Here is a 19,131-nt window from a genome sequence, read left to right as displayed (position 1 = left end):
CCAGCCGAGGAGCCGCCGTGCGGATCGCCCTCTTCATCACCTGCGTCAACGACCTCGCGTTCCCGGCCACCGGCATCGCGGTCACCCGCATCCTGCGGCGGCTCGGCCACACCGTGGACTTCCCCGCCGACCAGACCTGTTGCGGGCAGATGCACGCCAACACGGGTTACCGGGCCGAGGCCCTGCCGATGGTGCGCAACTACGTCGACGTCTTCGACTCCTACGACGCCATCGTCGCGCCCTCCGGGTCGTGCACCGCGATGATCCGCGACCAGTACCCGCGCCTGCACCCGCCCGCCACCTCCGTGGCCGCCCGCACCTACGAACTGTCCGAACTGCTCGTCGACGTTCTCGGCGTCACCGACGTGGGCGCCGAGTTCCCGGAGACGGTCACCTACCACCCCACCTGCCACGGCCTGCGCATGTTGCGCCTCGGCGACCGGCCGCTGACCCTGTTGCGCCAGGTGCGCGGGATCAAGCTGGTCGAGCTGGGCGACGCCGAGGAGTGCTGCGGTTTCGGCGGCACGTTCGCGGTGAAGAACCCGGACGTCTCCACAGCGATGCTCACCGACAAGTGCGCCCGGGTCCGTGACACCGGCGCGCGGGTGCTCGCCGCGGCCGACAACTCCTGCCTGGCGCACATCGGCGGTGGCCTCGACCGCCACCGGTCGGGCGTACGGGCCGTGCACTACGCCGAGATTCTCGCCGAGACGGGAGCCAGCTCATGAGCCATCCGGTCGCACCCGCCACCGGGGGCGGACGGATCCGCACGCCACTGCCCTTTCCCACCGCCGCCAAACCGGCCGTCGCCGACCCGCAACTGCGGGCCAACCTGCACCGGGCCACCCGCACCATCCGCGCCAAGCGAGCCCGGGTCGTCGACGAGGTGCCCGACTGGGAGGCGCTGCGCGACGCCGGCTCGGCGATCAAGGCGGACGTCCAACGCCGGTTGCCGGAGCTGCTGGAACAGTTCGAGGCGTCCGCCACCGCTGCCGGCGCCACCGTGCACTGGGCCCGCGACGCGGCCGAGGCGTGCCGGATCGTGGTCGCGTTGACCCGGGCCGCCGGGGCAGACGAGGTCGTGAAGGTCAAGTCGATGGCGACCCAGGAGATCGAGCTCAACGAGGCGCTGGAGGCCGCCGGGATCGCCGCGTACGAGACCGACCTCGCGGAGTTGATCGTGCAGCTCGGCGAGGACGCCCCCTCGCACATCCTGGTGCCCGCGATCCACTACAACCGGGCCCAGATCCGGGAGATCTTCCAGCGTCGCATGCCCGACGCGCCGGCCGACCTCAGCGACGAACCGGCCGCCCTGGCCGAGGCGGCCCGTGTCCACCTGCGACGACGTTTCCTCTCGGCCCGGGTCGCCGTCTCCGGCGCCAACTTCGCCGTCGCCGACACCGGCACCCTCGTGGTGGTGGAGTCCGAGGGCAACGGGCGGATGTGCCTCACCCTCCCCGAGACGCTGATCAGCGTCGTCGGCGTCGAGAAGCTGCTGCCGACCTTCACCGACCTGGAGGTCTTCCTGCAACTGCTGCCCCGATCCTCGACCGGCGAGCGAATGAACCCGTACACCTCGATGTGGACCGGTGTCACCCCCGGGGACGGCCCGCAGACCGTGCACATCGTGCTGGTCGACAACGGCCGGTCCGCGGTGCTGGCCGACCCGGTGGGGCGGCCGGCGTTGTCCTGCATCCGCTGCTCCGCGTGCCTCAACGTCTGCCCGGTGTACGAACGGGCGGGCGGGCACGCGTACGGCTCGGTGTACCCGGGGCCGATCGGGGCGATCCTGTCGCCGCAGCTGACCGGGGTGGCCGACAACGCCTCACTGCCGTACGCGTCGACCCTCTGCGGCGCCTGCTACGACGTGTGCCCCGTGAAGATCAACATTCCGGAGATCCTGGTCCACCTCCGCCAACAGGCACCGCACCCGCCAGCAGAACGGGCCACCATGCGCCTCCTGTCCTGGGTCATGCGCAGCCCTCGACGCTGGGCCGCCGCCCTGCGCCTGGCCCGGGCCGGCGCGGGGCCGCTCGGGGCGTACCGTCAGCGGCGCACCGGCGTTCGGACGCTGCGGCGACTGCCCTGGCCCGCGTCGGCGTGGACCCGGTCGCGTGACCTGCCGCTGCCCGCGCCGCAGACCTTCCGAGAATGGTGGGGGAAGCAGTGAGCGCACGTGACGAGATCCTGGCGCGGCTCCGGACGGCCCTGGCGGACAGTCCGCCGCCGGTCGAGGTGCCCCGGCGGTACCGCCGGGTCGACGACCGCACCGACCTGATCGAGACCCTGGTCGACCGCCTGGAGGACTACCGGGCGGTCGTCCACCGTGGCATCGACGCCCTGCCCCGGCTGCTCAGCGGGGTCGATCGGCTCGCCGTCCCCACCGACGTCCCCGCCGACTGGCTGGCCGGCTACGCCGGGCAGTTGCACCGCGACGCGCCCCCGCTGTCACCGGCCACACTCGACGACCTGGACGCGGTCCTGACCGGATGCGCCGTCGCGGTCGCCGACACCGGCACCATCATCCTCGACGCCGGCCCGGCGCAGGGGCGGCGCACGCTCACCCTGGTGCCCGACCGGCACATCTGCGTCGTCCGCACCGACCAGGTCGTCGGTCTGCTGCCCGAGGCGCTCGCCCGCCTCGACCCACGCGCACCGCTGACCTGGATTTCCGGCCCGTCCGCGACGAGCGACATCGAGCTGAACCGGGTCGAGGGAGTGCACGGCCCACGCCGCCTGGAGGTCGTCCTGGTCAGCTCAGGATTCTGACGACACCTGCTCGCTGGTCTCGCCCGCCGGCGCCCGTAGCGGAATGCCGCGCACGTTGAGCAGCATGACGATGCCCACGCCGACCACCAGGGCGATGTCGGCGACGTTGCCGACGAAGAACCCGGCGTAGTCGATGAAGTCCACCACGTGCCCACGAGCGAACCCCGGCTCCCGGAAGAGGCGGTCCAGCAGGTGGGTCGCCGCGCCGCCGAGCACCAGGCCCAACGCCACCGCCCACCCGCGCGACGTGACCCGCCGGGCCACGACCGTCACCGCGACCACCGCCGCCGCCGCGAACACCGCGAAGATCCAGGTGTACGCGGAGCCGATCGAAAAGGCGGCACCCGGGTTGTACACGAGTCGCAGCTGCAGCAGGTCACCGAGAACGGTGATGGTCTGCCCGTCGGACAGCGCGGACTCGGCCCAGTACTTGGTGAGCTGATCCGCGGCGAGCACCACAGCAGCGATCAACACGACGGCGCGGAACATCCCGGAACCCTAGCCGGTCACTGGTGACCGTCACCACCGACGGTGAACGTCGGGGCAGCCCGGAAACGCGCCCGCCGGGCCGCACGCCGGAACGCGCCGAGCACCGCAGGCCCGGCGAGGGTGACCAGGACGGCCGTGGTGACCGCCCTCCCGGTGTCCCAGCCCAGGGAGGTGACGGTGAAGAACGTCAGGTACCGCTGGAGCTGTTCCAGGGTAGGCAGGCCCGGCTGGTAGGCGATCGAGCTCGTCGGGTCGAGGGAGAACGGCCAGAAGGACAGATTGAGCATGAACCCGAAGAAGTACCCGCTGACCGCGGCGTAGGCGGCGAGCAGGACGATCTCGGCCCGTCCCCGGACCCTGGGCAGCAGACCGGCGAACAGGCCGACCCAGGCACAACCGAACATCTGGTACGGCATCCACGGCCCCACTCCCCCGGTCAGCAGGGCGGAGGCGAACAGCGAGGTGCAACCGAGTGCGAAGCCGAAACCGGGTCCGAAGACCCGACCGGCGAGAACGAGGATGAAGAACACCGTCTCGATGCCCGCCGTGCCCGCTCCGAGCGGTCGCAGGGCCGCGTTGATCGCGGACAGCACACCAAGCATGGCCAGGGCCTTCGCGTCGATCCTGCCGTCGGCGATCTCGGCGAAGATCACCCCGAGGACGAGGAGCAGCAGCACGCCGAACATCAAGGGCGGGGTCTGGGTGGAACCGAAGGTGCCCGGTGCGACGACGAACGGCCAGAGGAACGCGACAAAGCCCAGGAACGACGCCATGGTGATGGCGAGGACGGCCCGGGCAGGCACGCGGACGGCGACGTTCAGCGTCGTCATGCCGGCACCGTCGGCTCGTCGAGGGCTGCGGCGACCTGCCCGACGGTCAGGTACGGCAGCGGCGCGAGGATCTTCGCGACCTGTGGGGCGAACGTCGGCGACGCGGTGAGCACGGTCGGGACAGGGCCGTCGGCGACGATCTCCCCGTCTGCCATGACAACGACCCGGTCGGCGGCGGCGGTGGCGAACTCGACGTCGTGGGTGGCCACGACGACGGCACGGCCCTGCGCGGCGAGACCGTCGAGACTACGGGTCAGCGCGGCCTTGGCCTGGTAGTCGAGCCCACGGGTGGGCTCGTCGAGGAGCAGCACACCCGGCGTCACGGCGAGCTGGATCGCCAGAACCAGGGCCAACTGCTGCCCGGCGGACAGATCCCGGGGGTGGCTGCCGCCGTCTACGCCGGCGGCGATGCCGTCGAGGAGGCGCCGCGCCGTACCCGGCTCGGCACCGTCACGGTCGGCCTGGTCGAGTTCGGCGTCGACGGTGTCCAGGTACAACAGGTCGGTGGCGGTCTGCGGAACGAGGCCGACGAGTCGGCGGGCCTCGCTCGCGCCGACCCGCCCCGGGTCGACGTCCCGACCCGACGGATCGGGTACAGCGATGCCGCCGCCGCCCCGGCGACCCGAGCCCTGCAGAGCCCAGAGCAGCGACGACTTGCCGGATCCGTTACGCCCCATCAACGCGGTGATCTCACCGCGTACCAGGCTGAGGTCGACCCCGCGCACGGCGACGACCGGTCCGTGGCGGACGACCACGCCGGTTGCGGTGAGCGCCTTCCGCGTGCCGGCGTGGGATTGGCGGTGTGGTTGCGGCGGAGTGGCCGGCAATCGGTCCCGCAGTGCCGTCGCGTGCCGGCGGGCGTCGCGTACCGACAGTGGCAGCGGCGACCACTCGGCCAGACGCCCGAGGTCGACAACGGGCGGCGCGACTGTGGCATCGGCGATGAGACCGCTCGGGTCACCGTGCCGGACGGTGCCGTCGCGGGCGACGTGGATGAGCCGGTCGGCGTACGGCAGGACGCGTTCCATGCGGTGCTCGGCCAGCACGACTGTGACGCCGAGGTCGTGAACCAGCCGGGTGATGGTGGCGAGGACGTCGTCGGCCCCGGTCGGGTCGAGCGCGGAGGTGGGCTCGTCGAGGACGAGCACCCGCGGGTGAGCGGTCAGCGCCGCGCCGATCGCCACCCGTTGCTGCTGACCGCCGGAGAGTTCGTGCAGGCCCCGGTGGCGCAGGTCGACGAGGCCGAGCAGGTCCAGGGTCTCCTCCACCCGGGTCCGCATGACAGCCGGATCGAGGGCGAGCTGCTCCATCCCGTACGCCAACTCCTCCTCGACGGTGTCGGTGACGAACCCGGCGACCGGGTCCTGCCCGACGACACCGACCAGATCGGCGAACTCGCGTGGGGGGTGGTCGGCGGTGTCCCGACCGGCGACGCGCACGCTGCCCTGGAGGGTGCCGCCGGTGAAGTGCGGGACAAGACCGTTGATCGCGCCGAGCAGCGTCGACTTCCCCGCGCCCGTCTGCCCGACGACCAGGCACAGTTCCCCCTCGTCGATGTGGAGGTCGACGTCGCGGAGGGTGGGGCGGGGTGCGCCGTCGTACGTGATGCTGACGCGCTCGAAGCGGATCATGACGGTGCTCCTGCGGTGTCGGCGGCGCGGTGCCGCACGGCGGCGGCGGGCTGCGGTCGGTGCGGGCGCGGCGGTGTCGGTGCGGCGATCGCCGCGAGGGCGGCGACAAGGATCGCGGCGGCCGGTAGTGCGGGCAGGCTGGGCCAGTGCAGCGGATAGAGGCTCGGGTTGAGCGCGGCGGGGTCGTAGCCGGTGCCGGCACCGAGCACGATGGCCGTGACGACGCCGCAGCCGGCGACGGTCCACTCCGGCCACTGCCACGGGTCGGGTCGGTAGCGGCTGCGGGAGACCCGGCGTCCGCCGAGCGCCAGTCCGGCGACGCAGAGCAGGACACCACATCCGAGGCCACCGAGCCCGACCGGGCGTGGCACCCGCGGGTCGAGCAGGCCGTACACGCCGACGCAGAGGCCGGCCATGCCGGTGAGCATGAGGACGCCGGTGAGCCGCCGCGAGCCTGCTGTGGCGGTGCCGACCCGGCCGTAGCCGCGGGAGTCCATGGCGGCGGCCAGCCGCAGCGACCGGTCCAGCGCGTCGTGCAGGACCGGCATCACGATGGCCCGCACGGCACCGAATCCCCTGGCTCGCCCGGCGCGCAGTCGACGGGCACGGGCGACCCGTTGAACACTCTCCACGAGTTGCGGTGCGACGCTCAGCGAGACGGTGACGGCGACACCCAACTCGTACAGCGCGCCAGGGAGGACCCGCAGGGCCCTCTTGGGGTTAGCGAGGCTGTTGGCGGCCCCGATGCAGCACAGCAGGCAGGCCAGCCGGAGCCCGTCGACAGCGGCGGACAGGGTCGCCTCCAGGGAGACCGGGCCGCCGATCTGGATGCCGGCGTACCAGTCGGGGGTGGGCAGGTGCGGGAGCCGGAAGAGAATGTGGTCGTCGGGCGTGATGCCGGAGGCGAAGACCGTCCGGAACACCACCCGGATCGCGATGATGATCAGGGCGAGGTAGAGGTAGTAGCGGAACGCCCGTGCCCAGGGCGCGTCCGTGCGACGGGCGCTGACGACGAACCCGAGCACCGCGAAGATGAGCAGCAGGAGAAGCGGGTTGCTGGTGCGGCTCGCGGCGGTGGCCAGCGCGAGCGCCCACAACCACCAGGCCACCGGGTGCAGAGGGCGCGGCAGCCGCGCCACCGCGAGCCGGTGCACGAGGCCGCTACGGATCGGGCGCATCGGGTCAGGCGCGGCGGCGTCGCCAGCCGACGACACCGCCGGCAAGGGCGAGCAGGGCCAGCAGCCCGACCGTGATCAGTGCCGGCAGCGCCGAACCGGTGTCCTGGCGAGCGGCCATCGCGGTGGGTTCCGCGTCGAGAATGCGGGGTGCGTCGGCGGTGGTGCTCGGTGGCAGGGACGGTCCTCCCGCTACCGCCGAGGTAGCTTCGCCGGCCGGGGGCGTCGGCGTACCACTGATCGGGCCCGGCGTCGGTGCTCCCGCCAGCGGGAGGCCGGGCGGAGGGTTGCCGACGCCGGGATCGACGGGCGGCGGGTTGCCAGCCCTCGGTGGGTTGCCAACGCCCGGTGGATTCCCGCCACCCGGCTGAGCCGGGGTGGGTGCGGCGGGTGGGGGAACGGTGGTGGCTGTTCCGGTCGGTTTGCTGTTGCGGGCTCGGACGCTGTCCGGACTGAACTGGGGCCGCCCCTGGGTGCCGCCGATGTCGGTGGCCCCGAAGATCCACAGGTCGACGCTGCCGGGCTTGGGCTTGTAGCTCATCGCGCCGAGTTGGCTGTAGACCCAGGTGTTCTGCCCCGGGTCGGCGTGCCAGTAAGACCAGTACGCGCTGGCCGGCGGTGTGAGAGCACATCTCTCGGTGGCCGGGGTGGGGTACTGCGTACCGCCCTGGTAACCCGCGTAGCCAATCCGGCAGATGAACGCGGGCCCATCGTGCTGCGTCCCGGTGGTGCGCCAGCCACCCTGGTTGAGCAGTTGATAACCGGTGGTCGGGGTGGTGCCGCAGGACCGCAGGAGTGGCCCGCCCCACTTGCTGAAGTCGACCGCGAGGATCACCCCGGACGACGTGGTGCACTGGCCGATCGGCAGCGGGTCGGCCAACGCGGGCGCGGGTGTCCCCGCCACCATCGCGACGATCGACAGGGCGACCACCGACCGGAGCCACCTGCGGGCCGTCACGAGGCACCGCCATCGCCGGCCACCGCGCGCCGACGTGCGGAGATCCGCAGCAGGACGCCGGCGACGACGAGCACCAGCGCCAGCAGGATGACTGTCACGATGGACGCGCCGGTGCGGGGCAGGTTGCCCGACGGCTGCCCCCCGTTGCTGGGCGATGGCGGGGTCAGGCTGGTCGACGGGAGCGGCGACTGACTCGCGGTCGGTGTCGCAGTCGTGCTGGGCGTCGCGGTCGGCGTTGGCGTCGGTGAGCCGGTCGGATCCGTGCCGGGCAGTTCGTGCACGTCGCGGGTCAGGGTGGCGAACGACATTCCGGTGGCACCGCCGACAACCTGGGTGGTCGCGCGCACGTCGGAGCCAGCCTGGCCCCCGGCGGCGACGGTGAACCCGCCGTCGTCGTTCTGCTGGCCGGCCAGGAACGACATCGCATTGTCGACCTGTCGGGCATAGGTGGTGCCGCGCAGGGCGAGGCCCTGGATCGCGAGCGCCGTGGAGTTGGTGGAGTCGCCGGCCGCGCCGGGGAACCCGCCGTGCGCCTTCTGCGCCGAGGCGATCCAGGTCAGCGCCTTGTCGACGGCGCTGACCGCCGCCGCGTCGTCGGTCAACGGCGCGAGAGCCATCGCGGCCATCGCGGTGCTGTCGACGTCCTTGTCGGCGTCCGCCGCCGGGATGAGGCTGGGGAACGACCCGTCGGCGCGCTGGAGTCCCTTGAGGAACTCGACCGGCTTGATGGCAGCCTCGCCCTGGCCGGCGCGCAGCTGCGCCATGATGCCGAGCGACTGCCCGAACACCGAGGTGGCGTACCGGTAGTTGCCGGCCCCGGCACAGCCGGTCGGCGCGTCGACCTTGGTACAGGTCACGTCACCCAACGCGGCGATCAGGTCGTGTCCACCGAACGACCGTGGGTCGTAGCCGGTGACCTGGGCCAGCAACGCCATCTTCCCGATCGCGCCGCCGACGGCGTAGTCGGTGCCGACGCCCAACCACATGTCGACGGTGAATCCGTTGTCGCCAACCGCGCCGCCGCCGCGCAGGAACTCGACGATCGCCCGCAGCTTGGTGTCGTCCCCGCCGGTGGCGGCCAGGGCGTAGGCACCGTCGATGCTCAACCCGAAGTCGGGGAAGCCGGGGAACGACTCGTAGTACCTGCCGTCGATCAGGTTGCCCGGCGCGACGAGGTAGGCCACCCCCTTGACCAGATCGGGTCGCGGCCCGGCCGGCGGCGGCGGCGGCGCACCCAGGGTGGCAAGATTCTTACCGGCCAGGGCGAGCGCCGCAGCGGCGGTGGCGGCCAGGTCCGCGTCCGGGTTGCTCGGGTCGGGGCTGAGCCCACCGCCGGTGACGATCCGGCTGACCAGGAGGCCGGTGGCGGCGGCGGCCCGGTCGGTGAGGCCGAGTACGGCGAGTGCCTGCGCGGCGTGCCCGGTGGGGTAGGTGTCGCTGAAGCCCGCTCCGGTCCATGGCTGGTACCCACCGTCCGGCTCCTGCGCCGCAGCCAGGAACGCCTTGGCCGAACTCAACGCCGCGTCGTGCCCGCCGAGCGTGTGCATCGCCAGGACGGCCAGCGTCGTGGCCGCGAGGTCCGGGTCACAGGCGTCGGTGGGGCTGCGCCATACACCGGCGAAGGCACCGGTCGCGCACTGCTGCTCGGTCAGTCGGGTGACGGTCGCGGCCGGCGGGGTGACGCCGGCCCGCTTGAGCGCGAGCAGGGCGGTCGCGTGGGTCAGGGGATCGCTCGATCCGGCGAAGTCACCGGCGGCGGCGCAGCCGGCGTCGACGTCGGTCGCGGTGCACACCCGATCGGTGAGCGTGGCGATCAGATCCCGGTCGCCGAACGCGCGCGGGTTACCGCCGGTGATGGTCAGCAGGAGCGCGAGGTTGGCGACGTTGGCGATGTGGGGTGCGGCGGTGGCACCGTTCGGGGAGATCGCGGCATCGACGTGCGCCCGCAGGTAATCGACGATCTTGGTGATGGTCTGGTCCTGCCCACCGGTCCCGGCCAGGGCGGTGGCGACGGCGATGGTCCGGTAGTAGTCGACGAAACCGTTGTCGACGTGGTCGCCGTCGGCGAGCTGCGCGACAAGGTAACTCGCAACCGCCTTGACCTGGGCTTCCGTCGGTGGCACCGGCACGGGCGTCCCGGTCGGGGTCGCGGTTGGCGTCGCGGTCGGCGTCGGGCCGCTCGCGCGTACCGATGCGGGGGTGAAGCTCGGCGCCCCGGTGGTGCCGCCGATGTCGGTGCCGCCGAAGACCCACGCTTCGACCTCACCTGGGCCGGGCCGTTGGGACATCGCGCCGAGTGGACTGTAGGTCCAGTGGTCCTGCCCGGCCGGAGCGATCCAGTAGGACCAGTAGGCGGTGGCCGGCGGCGTCAGCTGACACGCCTCGTCGGCCGGCGTCGGGTGCTCGGCACCGGCGTCGAAGGCGGGTGACCCGATCCGGCAGATGAACCCGGGGCCGTCGTGGGCGGTACCGGTCGTGGTGAAGCCCGCCTCGTGCAGCAGATCCAGGCCGGTGGTCGGGGTGGCGTCGCAGCCGCGCAACAGCGGCCCGCCCCACGCGCCGAAGTCGACCGCGACGATCGCGCCCTGGGTCGGGGTGCAGAACTCCAGCGGATCGGCGATCGCCGCACGGGTCGGCACCACCAGCGCCAACGCGCCGAGCGTCACCGCGGCGACCAACGCCAACCACGGCGCGGAGATCCGCGACGTTCGACTGACCAGTGGGGACATGGTGACTCTCTCCGGGGTAGCGGCGCAGGCGCGGACGCGGACCCCGAGACGAGTCCCGGAAACCTGGCTCCGCGCCGTGTACCTCGACGGCGCTGCGGTGCACTATCCAGCCAGGTAATCCGACTCGTCCCGAAAACGGGACCTACGGCTGCGGGCCAGCGCCGGACTTTGACCGGCTTCCCCTGACTGCTGGATCGCGGTCATCGGACCACAACCCCGACCACCTCGTCAACGCGAGGACGTGTCATGTACCTAACAGCGCGCGGTAGGGGCTTCCTCCCATACCGTGACCGCGTCATCGCGTGGGGGAACCCGGTGGAAATCCGGGGCTGACGCGCAACGGTGAGGACGGTTGGCCGTCCCGAGCCCGACCACCCACGTGGTGACGCAGCACCTGCGGTATCCGTCCCACGCGTCCTGCGGCCGGCCCGCCCCGCTCCCGCCGGCCCCTGCCGGGCTCCGGGTCGAGGCAGTCGTGCCCCTTCCCCCAAGGAGACCCGATGTCCTCGCGCCTTTCCTCCGGCAGCCGCCGGAGACGACTCGCGACAGTTCCCGCCGCCGCGCTGATCGCCTCGGTCGTCGCGGTCACGACCGGTGCCGCGCCGGCCGCCGCGACCTCGACAGCGGCGCAGATCGCCACCGCCAAGACCAATGGCGTCGCCTACCTGCGCACCCTGCAGGCCGCCGATGGCAGCTACGCCAGCGGCGGGCTGTCGAACGAGTGGGCGTTCAGCGCGTTCGCCCCCGCCGGCGTCGCGGCCGTAGACGTCTACCCCTCCGGCGACACGACCAAGAACGCCCGCACCGTGTACCGTAACCAGCTCTCCGCCGCGTCCTGGCCGAGCACCGCGCCCGTCGTCACCGACTACGAGCGTGGCGTCCTGAACGCCTACGCCGCCGGCATCGACCCCGCCCGGGTCTCCCCCGCCCGCAACCTGATCGCCGATACCATCGCCTACTGGCAGACCGGATCGGCCGGCTACTACGGCCCGCCGGCGAACTTCAACGGCACCATCTTCGCCACCCTCGCCCTGGCCGGCGCGAAGACCCAGACCGGTGCCGCCCGCGTGCCGCAGGCGCTGCTCAACCTGTCGGTCACCCGGATCCGCAACAACCAGCACAACGACGGCGGCTGGACCTTCAGCCAGGCCGAGGGCAACCCCACCCAACTCGCCGCCGCCAGCGACATCGACATGACCGGCGCAGCCATGGCCGCCCTTTGTGCCGCCGGGGTGCCCAACACCGACACCGACGTCGTCCAGGCGAAGAACTTCCTCAAGGGCAAGCTCGTCAACGCCTCGGGCGCGTTCACCTCGATGTTCGGTGTGAACACCGACTCGAACGCGTGGGCTGTCTCCGGGCTGAACGCCTGCGGCATCCCGAGCCAGGGCACCGACTTCACCACCACGGCCGGAAAGACGCCGATCGACTTCCTCCGCGCGCAGCAGTTGAGCGGCGGTGGGTTCAAGTACCTCACCACCAACACCACCCCATCGGCGTACGCCTCGATCGACGCGGTGCGGGCCCTGGCCGCCGCGGGCTACACCGCCGCTCCCCCGACCCCGGTCACCGCCGGCGCTCCCACCTGGGTCGCGGCGAGTGGGTTCACCGCCGGCATCGCCTCCCGACTCGCCGTGATCATCGACAATGGCAGCGGCAGCATCAAGCCGTGCGCGGTGACGCTGACGCCGACCGCCGCCACCACCACCCTCGGCGCCGTGCTGGACGCCGCCGTCGGCGCGGCCGCCCCCAGCGGCTGCGTCACCGCCCTCAACCCGACCAGCGGCACCGGCACCATCACCTCGATCAACGGCCTGGCCAACAGCGGCTCCTCCACATGGAAGGTGTCCCGCGACGGCAGCACCCTGGCCACCGCGACCCGCGGCACGACAGTGACCGTCGGCGACACCATCTACCTGCGCTACGGCGTCTGACCGTCGGGTAGTGGCGTGGTCAGCGGCGGCCGAGCCGCCGCTGACCACGCTCTCGCCGGTTGCTCAGGCGAGGGTGACGAGGTGGATCGCGGCGACGGTGACGAGACCCGCGCCGAACAGCGTGATGCCGCTGGCGGCAAGGACGGGCGCCACCCGGGTGGCCAACCCAAGAATGGCGCGGGACTGTGCGCCCCGGGTGACCAGGGAGCTACCGGCGACCGCGAGGATCCCGACGCCGAAGAGCACGACGGCCATGCCCAGGCCGAACGTCAGGACCAGCAGCAGAGCGAAGCCGGCGCGACCGATGAACAGCCCGGTCGCCAGCACGAGGAACGCGGCCGGGGAAGGGGTCAGCCCGCCGGAGATGCCCAGCAAAAACAGTCCGGGGCGTTTGACGTGGTCATGACTGTGGGTGTGGGTGTGGCCATGACCGTGGCCGTGGCCGTGGCCGTGGGTGTGGGTGTGGTCGTGACTGTGGCCTGCGGCGTGTAGGTGCCGGCGCACCATCCACAGACCGGTGAGCATCCGCACCGCGACGGTAACCGTGCCGACCGGCCCCGGGCAGGTGTAGTCGACAGTCGCACCGGTCCGCGCCAGGGCCTTGAGCGGTGCGACAACGCCGAGGCAGGGCCGCGCCCCGTCGGCCACGGTGATCCGCTTGAGCAGGTACGCGGGAAACTGCTCGGACGCCGCGATCACGGCGGGGTCGGTCGTCCGGTAGTCGACCGCACCGTCGAGCAGGATGCGGTCGGCCGGCAGCAGGCCGAGCGAGACGCCGAGCAGTGTCAGGTCGTCGGGGCCGCCGACCCGCCACCGCACCCGCACGACGTCGGGCCGCTGCTCGTCAGGCGTGATGGACACGGTCTGCGGATCACCGAACGGGTGCGCCGATGCCGGGGACGGCAGGGCCAGGACGGCTGCTGCGACGGCGAGGGCCACCAGCGGGATCACCGTCGCCGCGTTTCGTCGTCGCCGACGTCGATGCTGGGACAAGAGGGCTCCAGGATGGCGACTACACGATTCGCGGCAACCCTGTCGACCGTCGGCAAACGCGCAGGTCCAGGCCGGTGTGGGGCACGAAGAAACGACATGAACAGTTCGTTGATCAACTTATTGGTCAGCGCAGATGCGCGGGCGGTGACGCGCGCTTGGACGTGATTCGACGACCGCATTCCTGTTCATGATGCAGACATCTTGCAATTGCCAATGAGTTGCAACTGTGCCACCGTGATCATCAACTGTTGCGGCTGCACCTGCACGCCCCACACCCCGTTACCCACACCACAGGAGCGTTCCGTGACCCGGATCCGTCCGACCTTCCGACGCCTCGTGGCGTTGACAGCAGCGGCCGGGATGCTCGTCCTCGCCGGCTGCTCGGCCCCGACCACCCCGGACAGCCCAGCCGGCGGCGCGACACTTGTCGTGGCCACCTCCGACGAGCCCGACGCACTGAACCCGGTGCTCAACTTCGGCGTCGACGGCGCCGCGCTGATCTTCGACGGGCTCGTCGCCCGCGACAGTGACAACCGCCTCGTCCCTGGGCTGGCCACGGCGTTGCCGGTACTGTCCGCCGAGGGACGCACCGTGACCGCGAAGCTCCGCGACGGCGTGCAGTTCCACGACGGCACCGCGCTGACCGCCCAGGACGTCGTATTCACGTACCAGGCCGTGCTGGATCCAAAGGTCGACTCGACGCTGCGCTCCGACCTGGACATGGTGGAGTCGGTGACCGCACCCGACGCGACCACAGTCGTGTTCCGGCTGCGCTACCCGTACGCGCCGTTCCTGCAGCGGCTCACCCTGGGCATCGTGCCGTCGAAGCTGCTCAGCGGGCAGGACATCAACACCACCGGGTTCAACCGGAAGCCGATCGGGACCGGGCCGTACAAGGTCGAGTCCTGGACGCCGGGTGACCGGCTGGTGCTCACCGCGAACGAGCGCTACTTCGGTGGCCGGCCGGCGAACAACCGGGTCGTGGTGGCGTTCGTCGCCGACGACAACGTCCGCGCCCAGCGGATGCGCGCCGGTGAGTTCGACGCCGCCGAGCTGCCGCCGAAGCTCGCCTCCGGATTCGACTCCGACAACACGTACCGGGTGCAGCGGGTGCCGACCGCCGACTACCGGGGCGTGATGCTGCCGATGGGCAACCCGGTCCTGGCCGACCCGGCGGTCCGCCGGGCGCTCAACCTCGCCGTCGACCGGGCCGCGATGGTGTCCGGAATCCTCGGTGGCGCCGGCGAACCGGCGTTCGGGCCGGTCCCCCCGACCTCCGAGTTCGCCGACCCTTCGACAGTCGGCACGCCGACCGCCGACGCGACGGCGGCGAGCGCGCTGCTCGACGCTGCCGGCTGGAGGCCCGGTTCGGGTGGGGTGCGGGCCAAGGACGGCCGGCCGGCCCGGTTCACGCTGATGTACCCGGCAACCGACACCCTTCGCAAGGACCTGGCCCTGGCCGTCACCGCCGACGCGAAGAAGATCGGCATCGAGGTCACCCCGGCCGGGCTCACCTGGGACGCCATCGATCCGCGGATGAAGTCCGACGCCCTGCTGATGGGCTATGGCACTCCGTACGACCCGGACTTCGTCTCGTACAAGCTGTTCAGCTCCCAGTTCGCCGGGCAGGGCTACTTCAACCCTGGCTCGTACCGCTCCGAGGTGACGGACCGGGCCCTCCAGGAGGGCCGCGACCAGATCGACCCGGCTCTTCGCAAGGCCGCGTACACCCAGTTCCAGAAGCAGTTGGCCGCCGACGTGCCGTGGCTGTTCCTCACCTACCTGCGGCACACCTACGTGCTGAAGTCCTCCGTCCAGGGCGCGGCCCCCCGGGTCGAGGCGCACGAGCACGGGGTGGCGAACAGCATCTGGTGGAACATCAACACCTGGACGCGCTCATGACCCGCTCCGGCCGACTGGCCGGGGCCGGGGCGGTGGTCCGACGCCGCCTCCTGGTCGCCGTGCCGGTGCTCGCCGCGACGAGCGTCGGGATGTTCGCCCTGGGTGCCGCCTCGCCGGTGGACCCCGCCAAGCAGTACGCGGGCGCGGCGGCCTTCACCGCCAGCGAGGAGAACCTGGCGCAGATTCGCGCCAACTGGGGTGTCGACGACCCGCTGCCGGTGCAGTACCTACGCTGGATCGGCAATCTGGTCCAGGGCGATCTGGGCTGGTCGACGAGTCGTCACGAGCCGGTCGCCGCAGTGCTCTCCGACCGGGCCGGCTGGACGCTGTTGCTGATCGGTGTGACCCTCGCCCTGGTCCTGGTCGGCAGTCTGCTGCTGGGCGCGCTGGCCGCGTACCGCAGGGGGGGGTTGTTCGACCGGGGTTTGCGGGCGGCGGCCTACGCGGTCGAGTCGATGCCGGTGTTCTGGCTGGGTCTGGCCGCGATCGCCGTGTTCGCGCTGGCCCTGGGCTGGTTTCCGGCGGGCGGGCTCACCGATGTCACAGCGACCAGCACCTCCTGGGCCGACGTGGCGCACCACCTGATCCTGCCGGTCGGAGTGCTGGCCGTTTCCCAGGCACCGTGGTTCGTGCTGTTCGTCCGGGACGCCGTAGCGGAGAGCATGCGCGACGACCACGTGCTCGCGGCGCGGGCCCGGGGGTTGCCCGGGCGGACGATCCTGTTCGGGCACGCGTTACGGACCGCGCTGCTGCCGTTCCTCACCCTGGTCGGCACCCACCTGCCCGAGCTGGTCGGCGGGGCGGTGCTTGTCGAGACGGTCTTCTCGCTGCCGGGCCTCGGTGCCGTCACGGTGGCCGCCGCACTGGGCAGCGACTTCCCGCTGTTGGCGGCGATCACGCTTGTCACCACCGCCGTGGTGCTGGCCGCGAACCTCACGACCGACCTCGCCTACGCCGCCGCCGACCCGAGGGTGCGACTCGATGGCTGACCTTGCTACCCGACAGCCGCTGCTCCACCTGGCCCGGTCCCGGCTGCGGCTGCGGCTGCGACCCGGCCAGACCGGTGTCGTCATCGCCGGTCTGGTCCTGCTGGTGGCAGTCGCCGGCTCGCTGCTCGCTCCGCTCGTCTGGCCGCTCGACCAGAGCGCGGTCGCGCTGGACCAGACCCGCTTGGCACCGTCCTGGGCCCACCTTGCCGGCACTGACGACCTGGGCCGCGACGTGGCGCACCGGGCTGTCTACGGACTGCGGGTCTCGTTGCTCGTCGGCGCGGTCGCCGCCCTCGTGGCCACGGTTCTCGGGGGCGTGGTCGGCGGGATCGCCGGCACGCTCGGCGGCCGGGTGGACCGGATCCTGATGCGGATCGTGGACACCATCGCCGCGATGCCACACCTGCTGCTGGGCATCTTCATCGTCGCCATGCTGCGGCCCAGCCTCGGTGCCGTGATCGCCTCCGTCGGGCTCACCCACTGGCTCTCCACCGCCCGCATCGTCCGATCCGAGTTGTTGAGCCTGCGGACCCGACCGTTCATCGACGCCGCCATCAGCGGTGGGGCCGGCCGACTCCGGGTCCTCACCCGGCACCTGCTGCCGCACGTCCTGCCCCGGCTGGCGCTGGCCACCACCCTGATGATCCCGCACGCGGTGTGGCACGAGACCGCCCTGTCGTTCCTCGGCCTCGGCCTGCCGCCGCACCTCGCCTCACTGGGCAACATGATCAATGACGGCCAGGGGTCGCTGCTGACCGGTGCCTGGTGGGCGAGCCTGGCACCGGGCGCGGTCATCGTCGTCGTCACCCTCGCCATCGCGGTCCTCGCCGCCCGCTGGCGCGACCGCCTCGATCCCCGGGTCCGAGCGGAGCTGCACCTGTGACCACCACCGAGTCCGTTTCAGCCCCGGCGTCGCCCCGCGTCGCCGCGGGTCAGCCGCTGCTCACCGTGGACCGTCTCGGCGTCGAGTTCCGGCTCCGCGACACGACAGTGCGTGCCGTCAGCGACCTCAGCCTCACCGTCCGGGCCGGCGAATTGCTGGCCATCGTCGGCGAGTCCGGCTGCGGCAAGTCCGTCCTGGCCCACGCCCTGCTCGGCCTGCTGCCCGGCAACGCCACGACCACCGGCCACGCCGTCCTGCACGAGCCGGACAGCGAACCGGTCGACCTGATCACCTGCGGTCAACGCCACCTGGCTCGCAGGGTGCGTGGGCGCCGTCTCGGGTTGGTGCCGCAGAGCCCGGCCACCGCCCTGAACCCGGTGCGCACCGGACGGCGGTTGCTCGCCGAGACGCTGCGGGCGCACGGCCGCGACCGCGCGGACGCCGAGCAACTCGCTGTCGATGTCGGGCTCGACCCGACGGATCTGGACCGCTATCCCCACGAGCTGTCCGGCGGGATGGCACAGCGGCTGGTCACCGCGCTCGCGCTGGCACCCGACCCGGCGCTGCTCATCGCCGACGAGCCCACCACCGGGCTGGACCGACCGCTGGTCGACCACACCCTCGACCTGCTGAGACGTCGCTGCGACAACGGCTCGGCTGTCGTACTCATCACGCATGACCTGGCGGCCGCGCAGCGGGTCGCCGACACCGTCGCCGTGATGTACGCCAGCCGCATCGTGGAACACCGCGACACCGACCAGCTCTTCACCGCACCGGCCCACCCGTACGCCTCGGCGCTGCTCGACGCCCTGCCGGACCGGGCCTTCCGGCCGGTGCCGGGCGACCCGCCGATGCTCACCGCGCTGCCTCCGGGCTGCGCGTTCGCGCCCCGCTGCCCGCGCCGCACCGACGCCTGTACGGACCGACCAGAGCCGACACCGGTCACCGGCGGCGGCACGGCGGCCTGCCACCACCCGATCCTTCCGGGAGCCACCACGTGACCGACGCGCAGCACCTGCTCGCCGACGAGGTGACCGTCGGGTACGGCCGCCAGGTCGTCCTCAACGGGGTCACAGTGCGTCTCGGCCGCGGAGAGACGGTCGGACTGCGCGGGCCCTCCGGCTGCGGAAAGTCGACGCTGGTCCGGGTCCTGGCCCTGCTGCACCGCCCCGATCAGGGTCGGGTCAGCATCGACGGCACCCCGGTCGACGGCACCCGGTACGCCGTACCGGTCGCCCTGCGGACCCGCGTCGCCGCCCTCTTCCAGAGCCCACGCGCCGCCGCCGACCCCCGACTGAGCCTCGCCGACCTAATCGCAGAACCGCTACGCGCCACCCGGACGCCCGAACCGACGGTCCGCGAACGGGTGGCCGAACTCGCCGACCTGGTCGGCCTCACCGCGGATTTGCGCGGCCGACGTCCGCACGCGGTCTCCGACGGGCAACTGCAACGCGCCTGCCTCGCCCGGGCCCTCGTGCACCGTCCCGACTACCTGCTCTGCGACGAGGCCACCGCGATGCTCGACGCGTCGACGCAGGCGCACGTCGCCGCCGTCATCAGCGACTACCAGCGGACCCGGCAGGCCGGCGTCCTGGTCATCAGCCACGACCAGACCCTGCTGGAGCGCTGGAGTGACCGGATCGTCGACCTCGCCGCCGCGACGAGGGCACGCGCCTGATCGCCGCTCGGGAGTTGCGGGCGCCTAGTCGATCAAAGCGGACGACTTGGCTCCTGCGGCGACCTCTTCGGGGTGAACTCTCGGCAGGCTGGTCGGGTCGGGCTTGATGTGAGGTCAGACGGCCTGTTGGCGCGCCTCTCGGGCCGGTTCGGCTGGCACGGTTGCTGTATT

The 19,131-nt window shown here is 72.0% G+C and carries 16 protein-coding genes and 2 riboswitches; of the genes, 9 read left to right on the top strand and 7 right to left on the bottom strand.

Annotation, left to right across the window (positions count from 1 at the left end; all coding sequences use genetic code 11):
- The first annotated feature begins 17 nt into the window (after positions 1-17).
- The 3 genes from V6U86_RS01890 to V6U86_RS01880 are packed head-to-tail and all read left to right on the top strand — an operon-like array spanning position 18 to position 2,769.
- The gene (locus tag V6U86_RS01890; protein WP_334497654.1) at positions 18-728 is read left to right on the top strand and encodes a (Fe-S)-binding protein; all 711 of its coding nucleotides are present in this window, start codon (positions 18-20) and stop codon (positions 726-728) included.
- A complete protein-coding gene (locus tag V6U86_RS01885) occupies positions 725-2,170 on the top strand; it encodes a lactate utilization protein B (protein WP_334497652.1) in 1,446 nt (481 codons plus the stop codon). The genes V6U86_RS01890 and V6U86_RS01885 overlap by 4 nt, the downstream gene beginning before the upstream one ends.
- Positions 2,167-2,769 (top strand): LutC/YkgG family protein, encoded by a 603-nt coding sequence (locus tag V6U86_RS01880; RefSeq protein ID WP_334497650.1) that lies wholly within the window; start codon positions 2,167-2,169, stop codon positions 2,767-2,769. The genes V6U86_RS01885 and V6U86_RS01880 overlap by 4 nt, the downstream gene beginning before the upstream one ends.
- On the opposite strand, the gene V6U86_RS01875 is transcribed toward V6U86_RS01880, so the two are convergent.
- The 6 genes from V6U86_RS01875 to V6U86_RS01850 are packed head-to-tail and all read right to left on the bottom strand — an operon-like array spanning position 2,758 to position 10,581.
- Positions 2,758-3,258: a signal peptidase II gene (locus V6U86_RS01875; RefSeq protein ID WP_334497648.1), complete on the bottom strand. Its 501-nt coding sequence runs from the start codon at positions 3,256-3,258 to the stop codon at positions 2,758-2,760. The two genes, V6U86_RS01880 and V6U86_RS01875, sit on opposite strands and share 12 nt — an antisense overlap.
- 17 nt (positions 3,259-3,275) lie before the next feature.
- On the bottom strand, positions 3,276-4,088 hold the full coding sequence (locus V6U86_RS01870; RefSeq protein WP_334497646.1) for an ECF transporter S component: 813 nt from the start codon (positions 4,086-4,088) through the stop codon (positions 3,276-3,278).
- Entirely contained in the window at positions 4,085-5,719 is a 1,635-nt protein-coding gene (locus tag V6U86_RS01865) for an ABC transporter ATP-binding protein (protein WP_334497644.1), read from the bottom strand. The genes V6U86_RS01870 and V6U86_RS01865 overlap by 4 nt, the downstream gene beginning before the upstream one ends.
- Entirely contained in the window at positions 5,716-6,897 is a 1,182-nt protein-coding gene (locus V6U86_RS01860; RefSeq protein WP_334497642.1) for a CbiQ family ECF transporter T component, read from the bottom strand. The genes V6U86_RS01865 and V6U86_RS01860 overlap by 4 nt, the downstream gene beginning before the upstream one ends.
- A 4-nt stretch (positions 6,898-6,901) precedes the next feature.
- Positions 6,902-7,852 carry an LPXTG cell wall anchor domain-containing protein gene (locus V6U86_RS01855; RefSeq protein WP_334497640.1) on the bottom strand — a complete coding sequence of 317 codons (951 nt, stop codon included), beginning with the start codon at positions 7,850-7,852 and terminating at the stop codon, positions 6,902-6,904.
- Positions 7,849-10,581, bottom strand: a complete 2,733-nt coding sequence (locus V6U86_RS01850; RefSeq protein WP_334497638.1) for a prenyltransferase/squalene oxidase repeat-containing protein — start codon at positions 10,579-10,581, stop codon at positions 7,849-7,851. Before V6U86_RS01850 ends, V6U86_RS01855 begins: the two co-directional genes overlap by 4 nt.
- A gap of 92 nt (positions 10,582-10,673) precedes the next feature.
- A riboswitch (cobalamin riboswitch) is annotated at positions 10,674-10,789 on the bottom strand.
- 67 nt (positions 10,790-10,856) lie between these two features.
- A riboswitch (cobalamin riboswitch) is annotated at positions 10,857-10,978 on the top strand.
- Between the two features lie 103 nt (positions 10,979-11,081).
- On the opposite strand from V6U86_RS01850, the gene V6U86_RS01845 reads away from it, so the two are divergent.
- A complete protein-coding gene (locus tag V6U86_RS01845; RefSeq protein WP_334497636.1) occupies positions 11,082-12,515 on the top strand; it encodes a hypothetical protein in 1,434 nt (477 codons plus the stop codon).
- 63 nt (positions 12,516-12,578) lie between these two features.
- Here the strand turns inward: V6U86_RS01845 and V6U86_RS01840 are convergent, their stop codons facing one another.
- A complete protein-coding gene (locus tag V6U86_RS01840) occupies positions 12,579-13,466 on the bottom strand; it encodes a hypothetical protein (RefSeq protein WP_334497634.1) in 888 nt (295 codons plus the stop codon).
- A gap of 345 nt (positions 13,467-13,811) precedes the next feature.
- Here V6U86_RS01840 and V6U86_RS01835 point away from each other — a divergent pair, with 345 nt between their 5' ends.
- The 5 genes from V6U86_RS01835 to V6U86_RS01815 are packed head-to-tail and all read left to right on the top strand — an operon-like array spanning position 13,812 to position 18,960.
- Positions 13,812-15,410: an ABC transporter substrate-binding protein gene (locus V6U86_RS01835; RefSeq protein ID WP_334497632.1), complete on the top strand. Its 1,599-nt coding sequence runs from the start codon at positions 13,812-13,814 to the stop codon at positions 15,408-15,410.
- Positions 15,380-16,399 carry an ABC transporter permease gene (locus V6U86_RS01830; RefSeq protein WP_334497630.1) on the top strand — a complete coding sequence of 340 codons (1,020 nt, stop codon included), beginning with the start codon at positions 15,380-15,382 and terminating at the stop codon, positions 16,397-16,399. The genes V6U86_RS01835 and V6U86_RS01830 overlap by 31 nt, the downstream gene beginning before the upstream one ends.
- Positions 16,392-17,282: an ABC transporter permease gene (locus tag V6U86_RS01825; RefSeq protein WP_334497628.1), complete on the top strand. Its 891-nt coding sequence runs from the start codon at positions 16,392-16,394 to the stop codon at positions 17,280-17,282. The genes V6U86_RS01830 and V6U86_RS01825 overlap by 8 nt, the downstream gene beginning before the upstream one ends.
- The gene (locus V6U86_RS01820; RefSeq protein ID WP_334497626.1) at positions 17,279-18,283 is read left to right on the top strand and encodes an ABC transporter ATP-binding protein; all 1,005 of its coding nucleotides are present in this window, start codon (positions 17,279-17,281) and stop codon (positions 18,281-18,283) included. Before V6U86_RS01825 ends, V6U86_RS01820 begins: the two co-directional genes overlap by 4 nt.
- On the top strand, positions 18,280-18,960 hold the full coding sequence (locus V6U86_RS01815) for an ABC transporter ATP-binding protein (protein WP_334497624.1): 681 nt from the start codon (positions 18,280-18,282) through the stop codon (positions 18,958-18,960). The genes V6U86_RS01820 and V6U86_RS01815 overlap by 4 nt, the downstream gene beginning before the upstream one ends.
- Positions 18,961-19,131: the final 171 nt, after the last annotated feature.

This window comes from Micromonospora sp. CPCC 205558, assembly GCF_036902955.1.
In the GTDB taxonomy this organism is placed as follows: Bacteria; Actinomycetota; Actinomycetes; order Mycobacteriales; family Micromonosporaceae; genus Micromonospora.
The sequence above is the reverse complement of the archived record's forward strand: the minus strand, read 5'-3'. Positions and strand labels throughout refer to the sequence as shown.

Bases quoted from the DNA above. Each gene is read 5' to 3' on its own strand.
- V6U86_RS01860 (WP_334497642.1), bottom strand. From the start codon at position 6,897: ATGCGCCCGATCCGTAGCGGCCTCGTGCACCGGCTCGCGGTGGCGCGG.
- V6U86_RS01870 (WP_334497646.1), bottom strand. From the start codon at position 4,088: ATGACGACGCTGAACGTCGCCGTCCGCGTGCCTGCCCGGGCCGTCCTC.
- V6U86_RS01850 (WP_334497638.1), bottom strand. From the start codon at position 10,581: ATGTCCCCACTGGTCAGTCGAACGTCGCGGATCTCCGCGCCGTGGTTG.
- V6U86_RS01885 (WP_334497652.1), top strand. From the start codon at position 725: ATGAGCCATCCGGTCGCACCCGCCACCGGGGGCGGACGGATCCGCACG.
- V6U86_RS01865 (WP_334497644.1), bottom strand. From the start codon at position 5,719: ATGATCCGCTTCGAGCGCGTCAGCATCACGTACGACGGCGCACCCCGC.
- V6U86_RS01875 (WP_334497648.1), bottom strand. From the start codon at position 3,258: ATGTTCCGCGCCGTCGTGTTGATCGCTGCTGTGGTGCTCGCCGCGGAT.
- V6U86_RS01845 (WP_334497636.1), top strand. From the start codon at position 11,082: ATGTCCTCGCGCCTTTCCTCCGGCAGCCGCCGGAGACGACTCGCGACA.
- V6U86_RS01825 (WP_334497628.1), top strand. From the start codon at position 16,392: ATGGCTGACCTTGCTACCCGACAGCCGCTGCTCCACCTGGCCCGGTCC.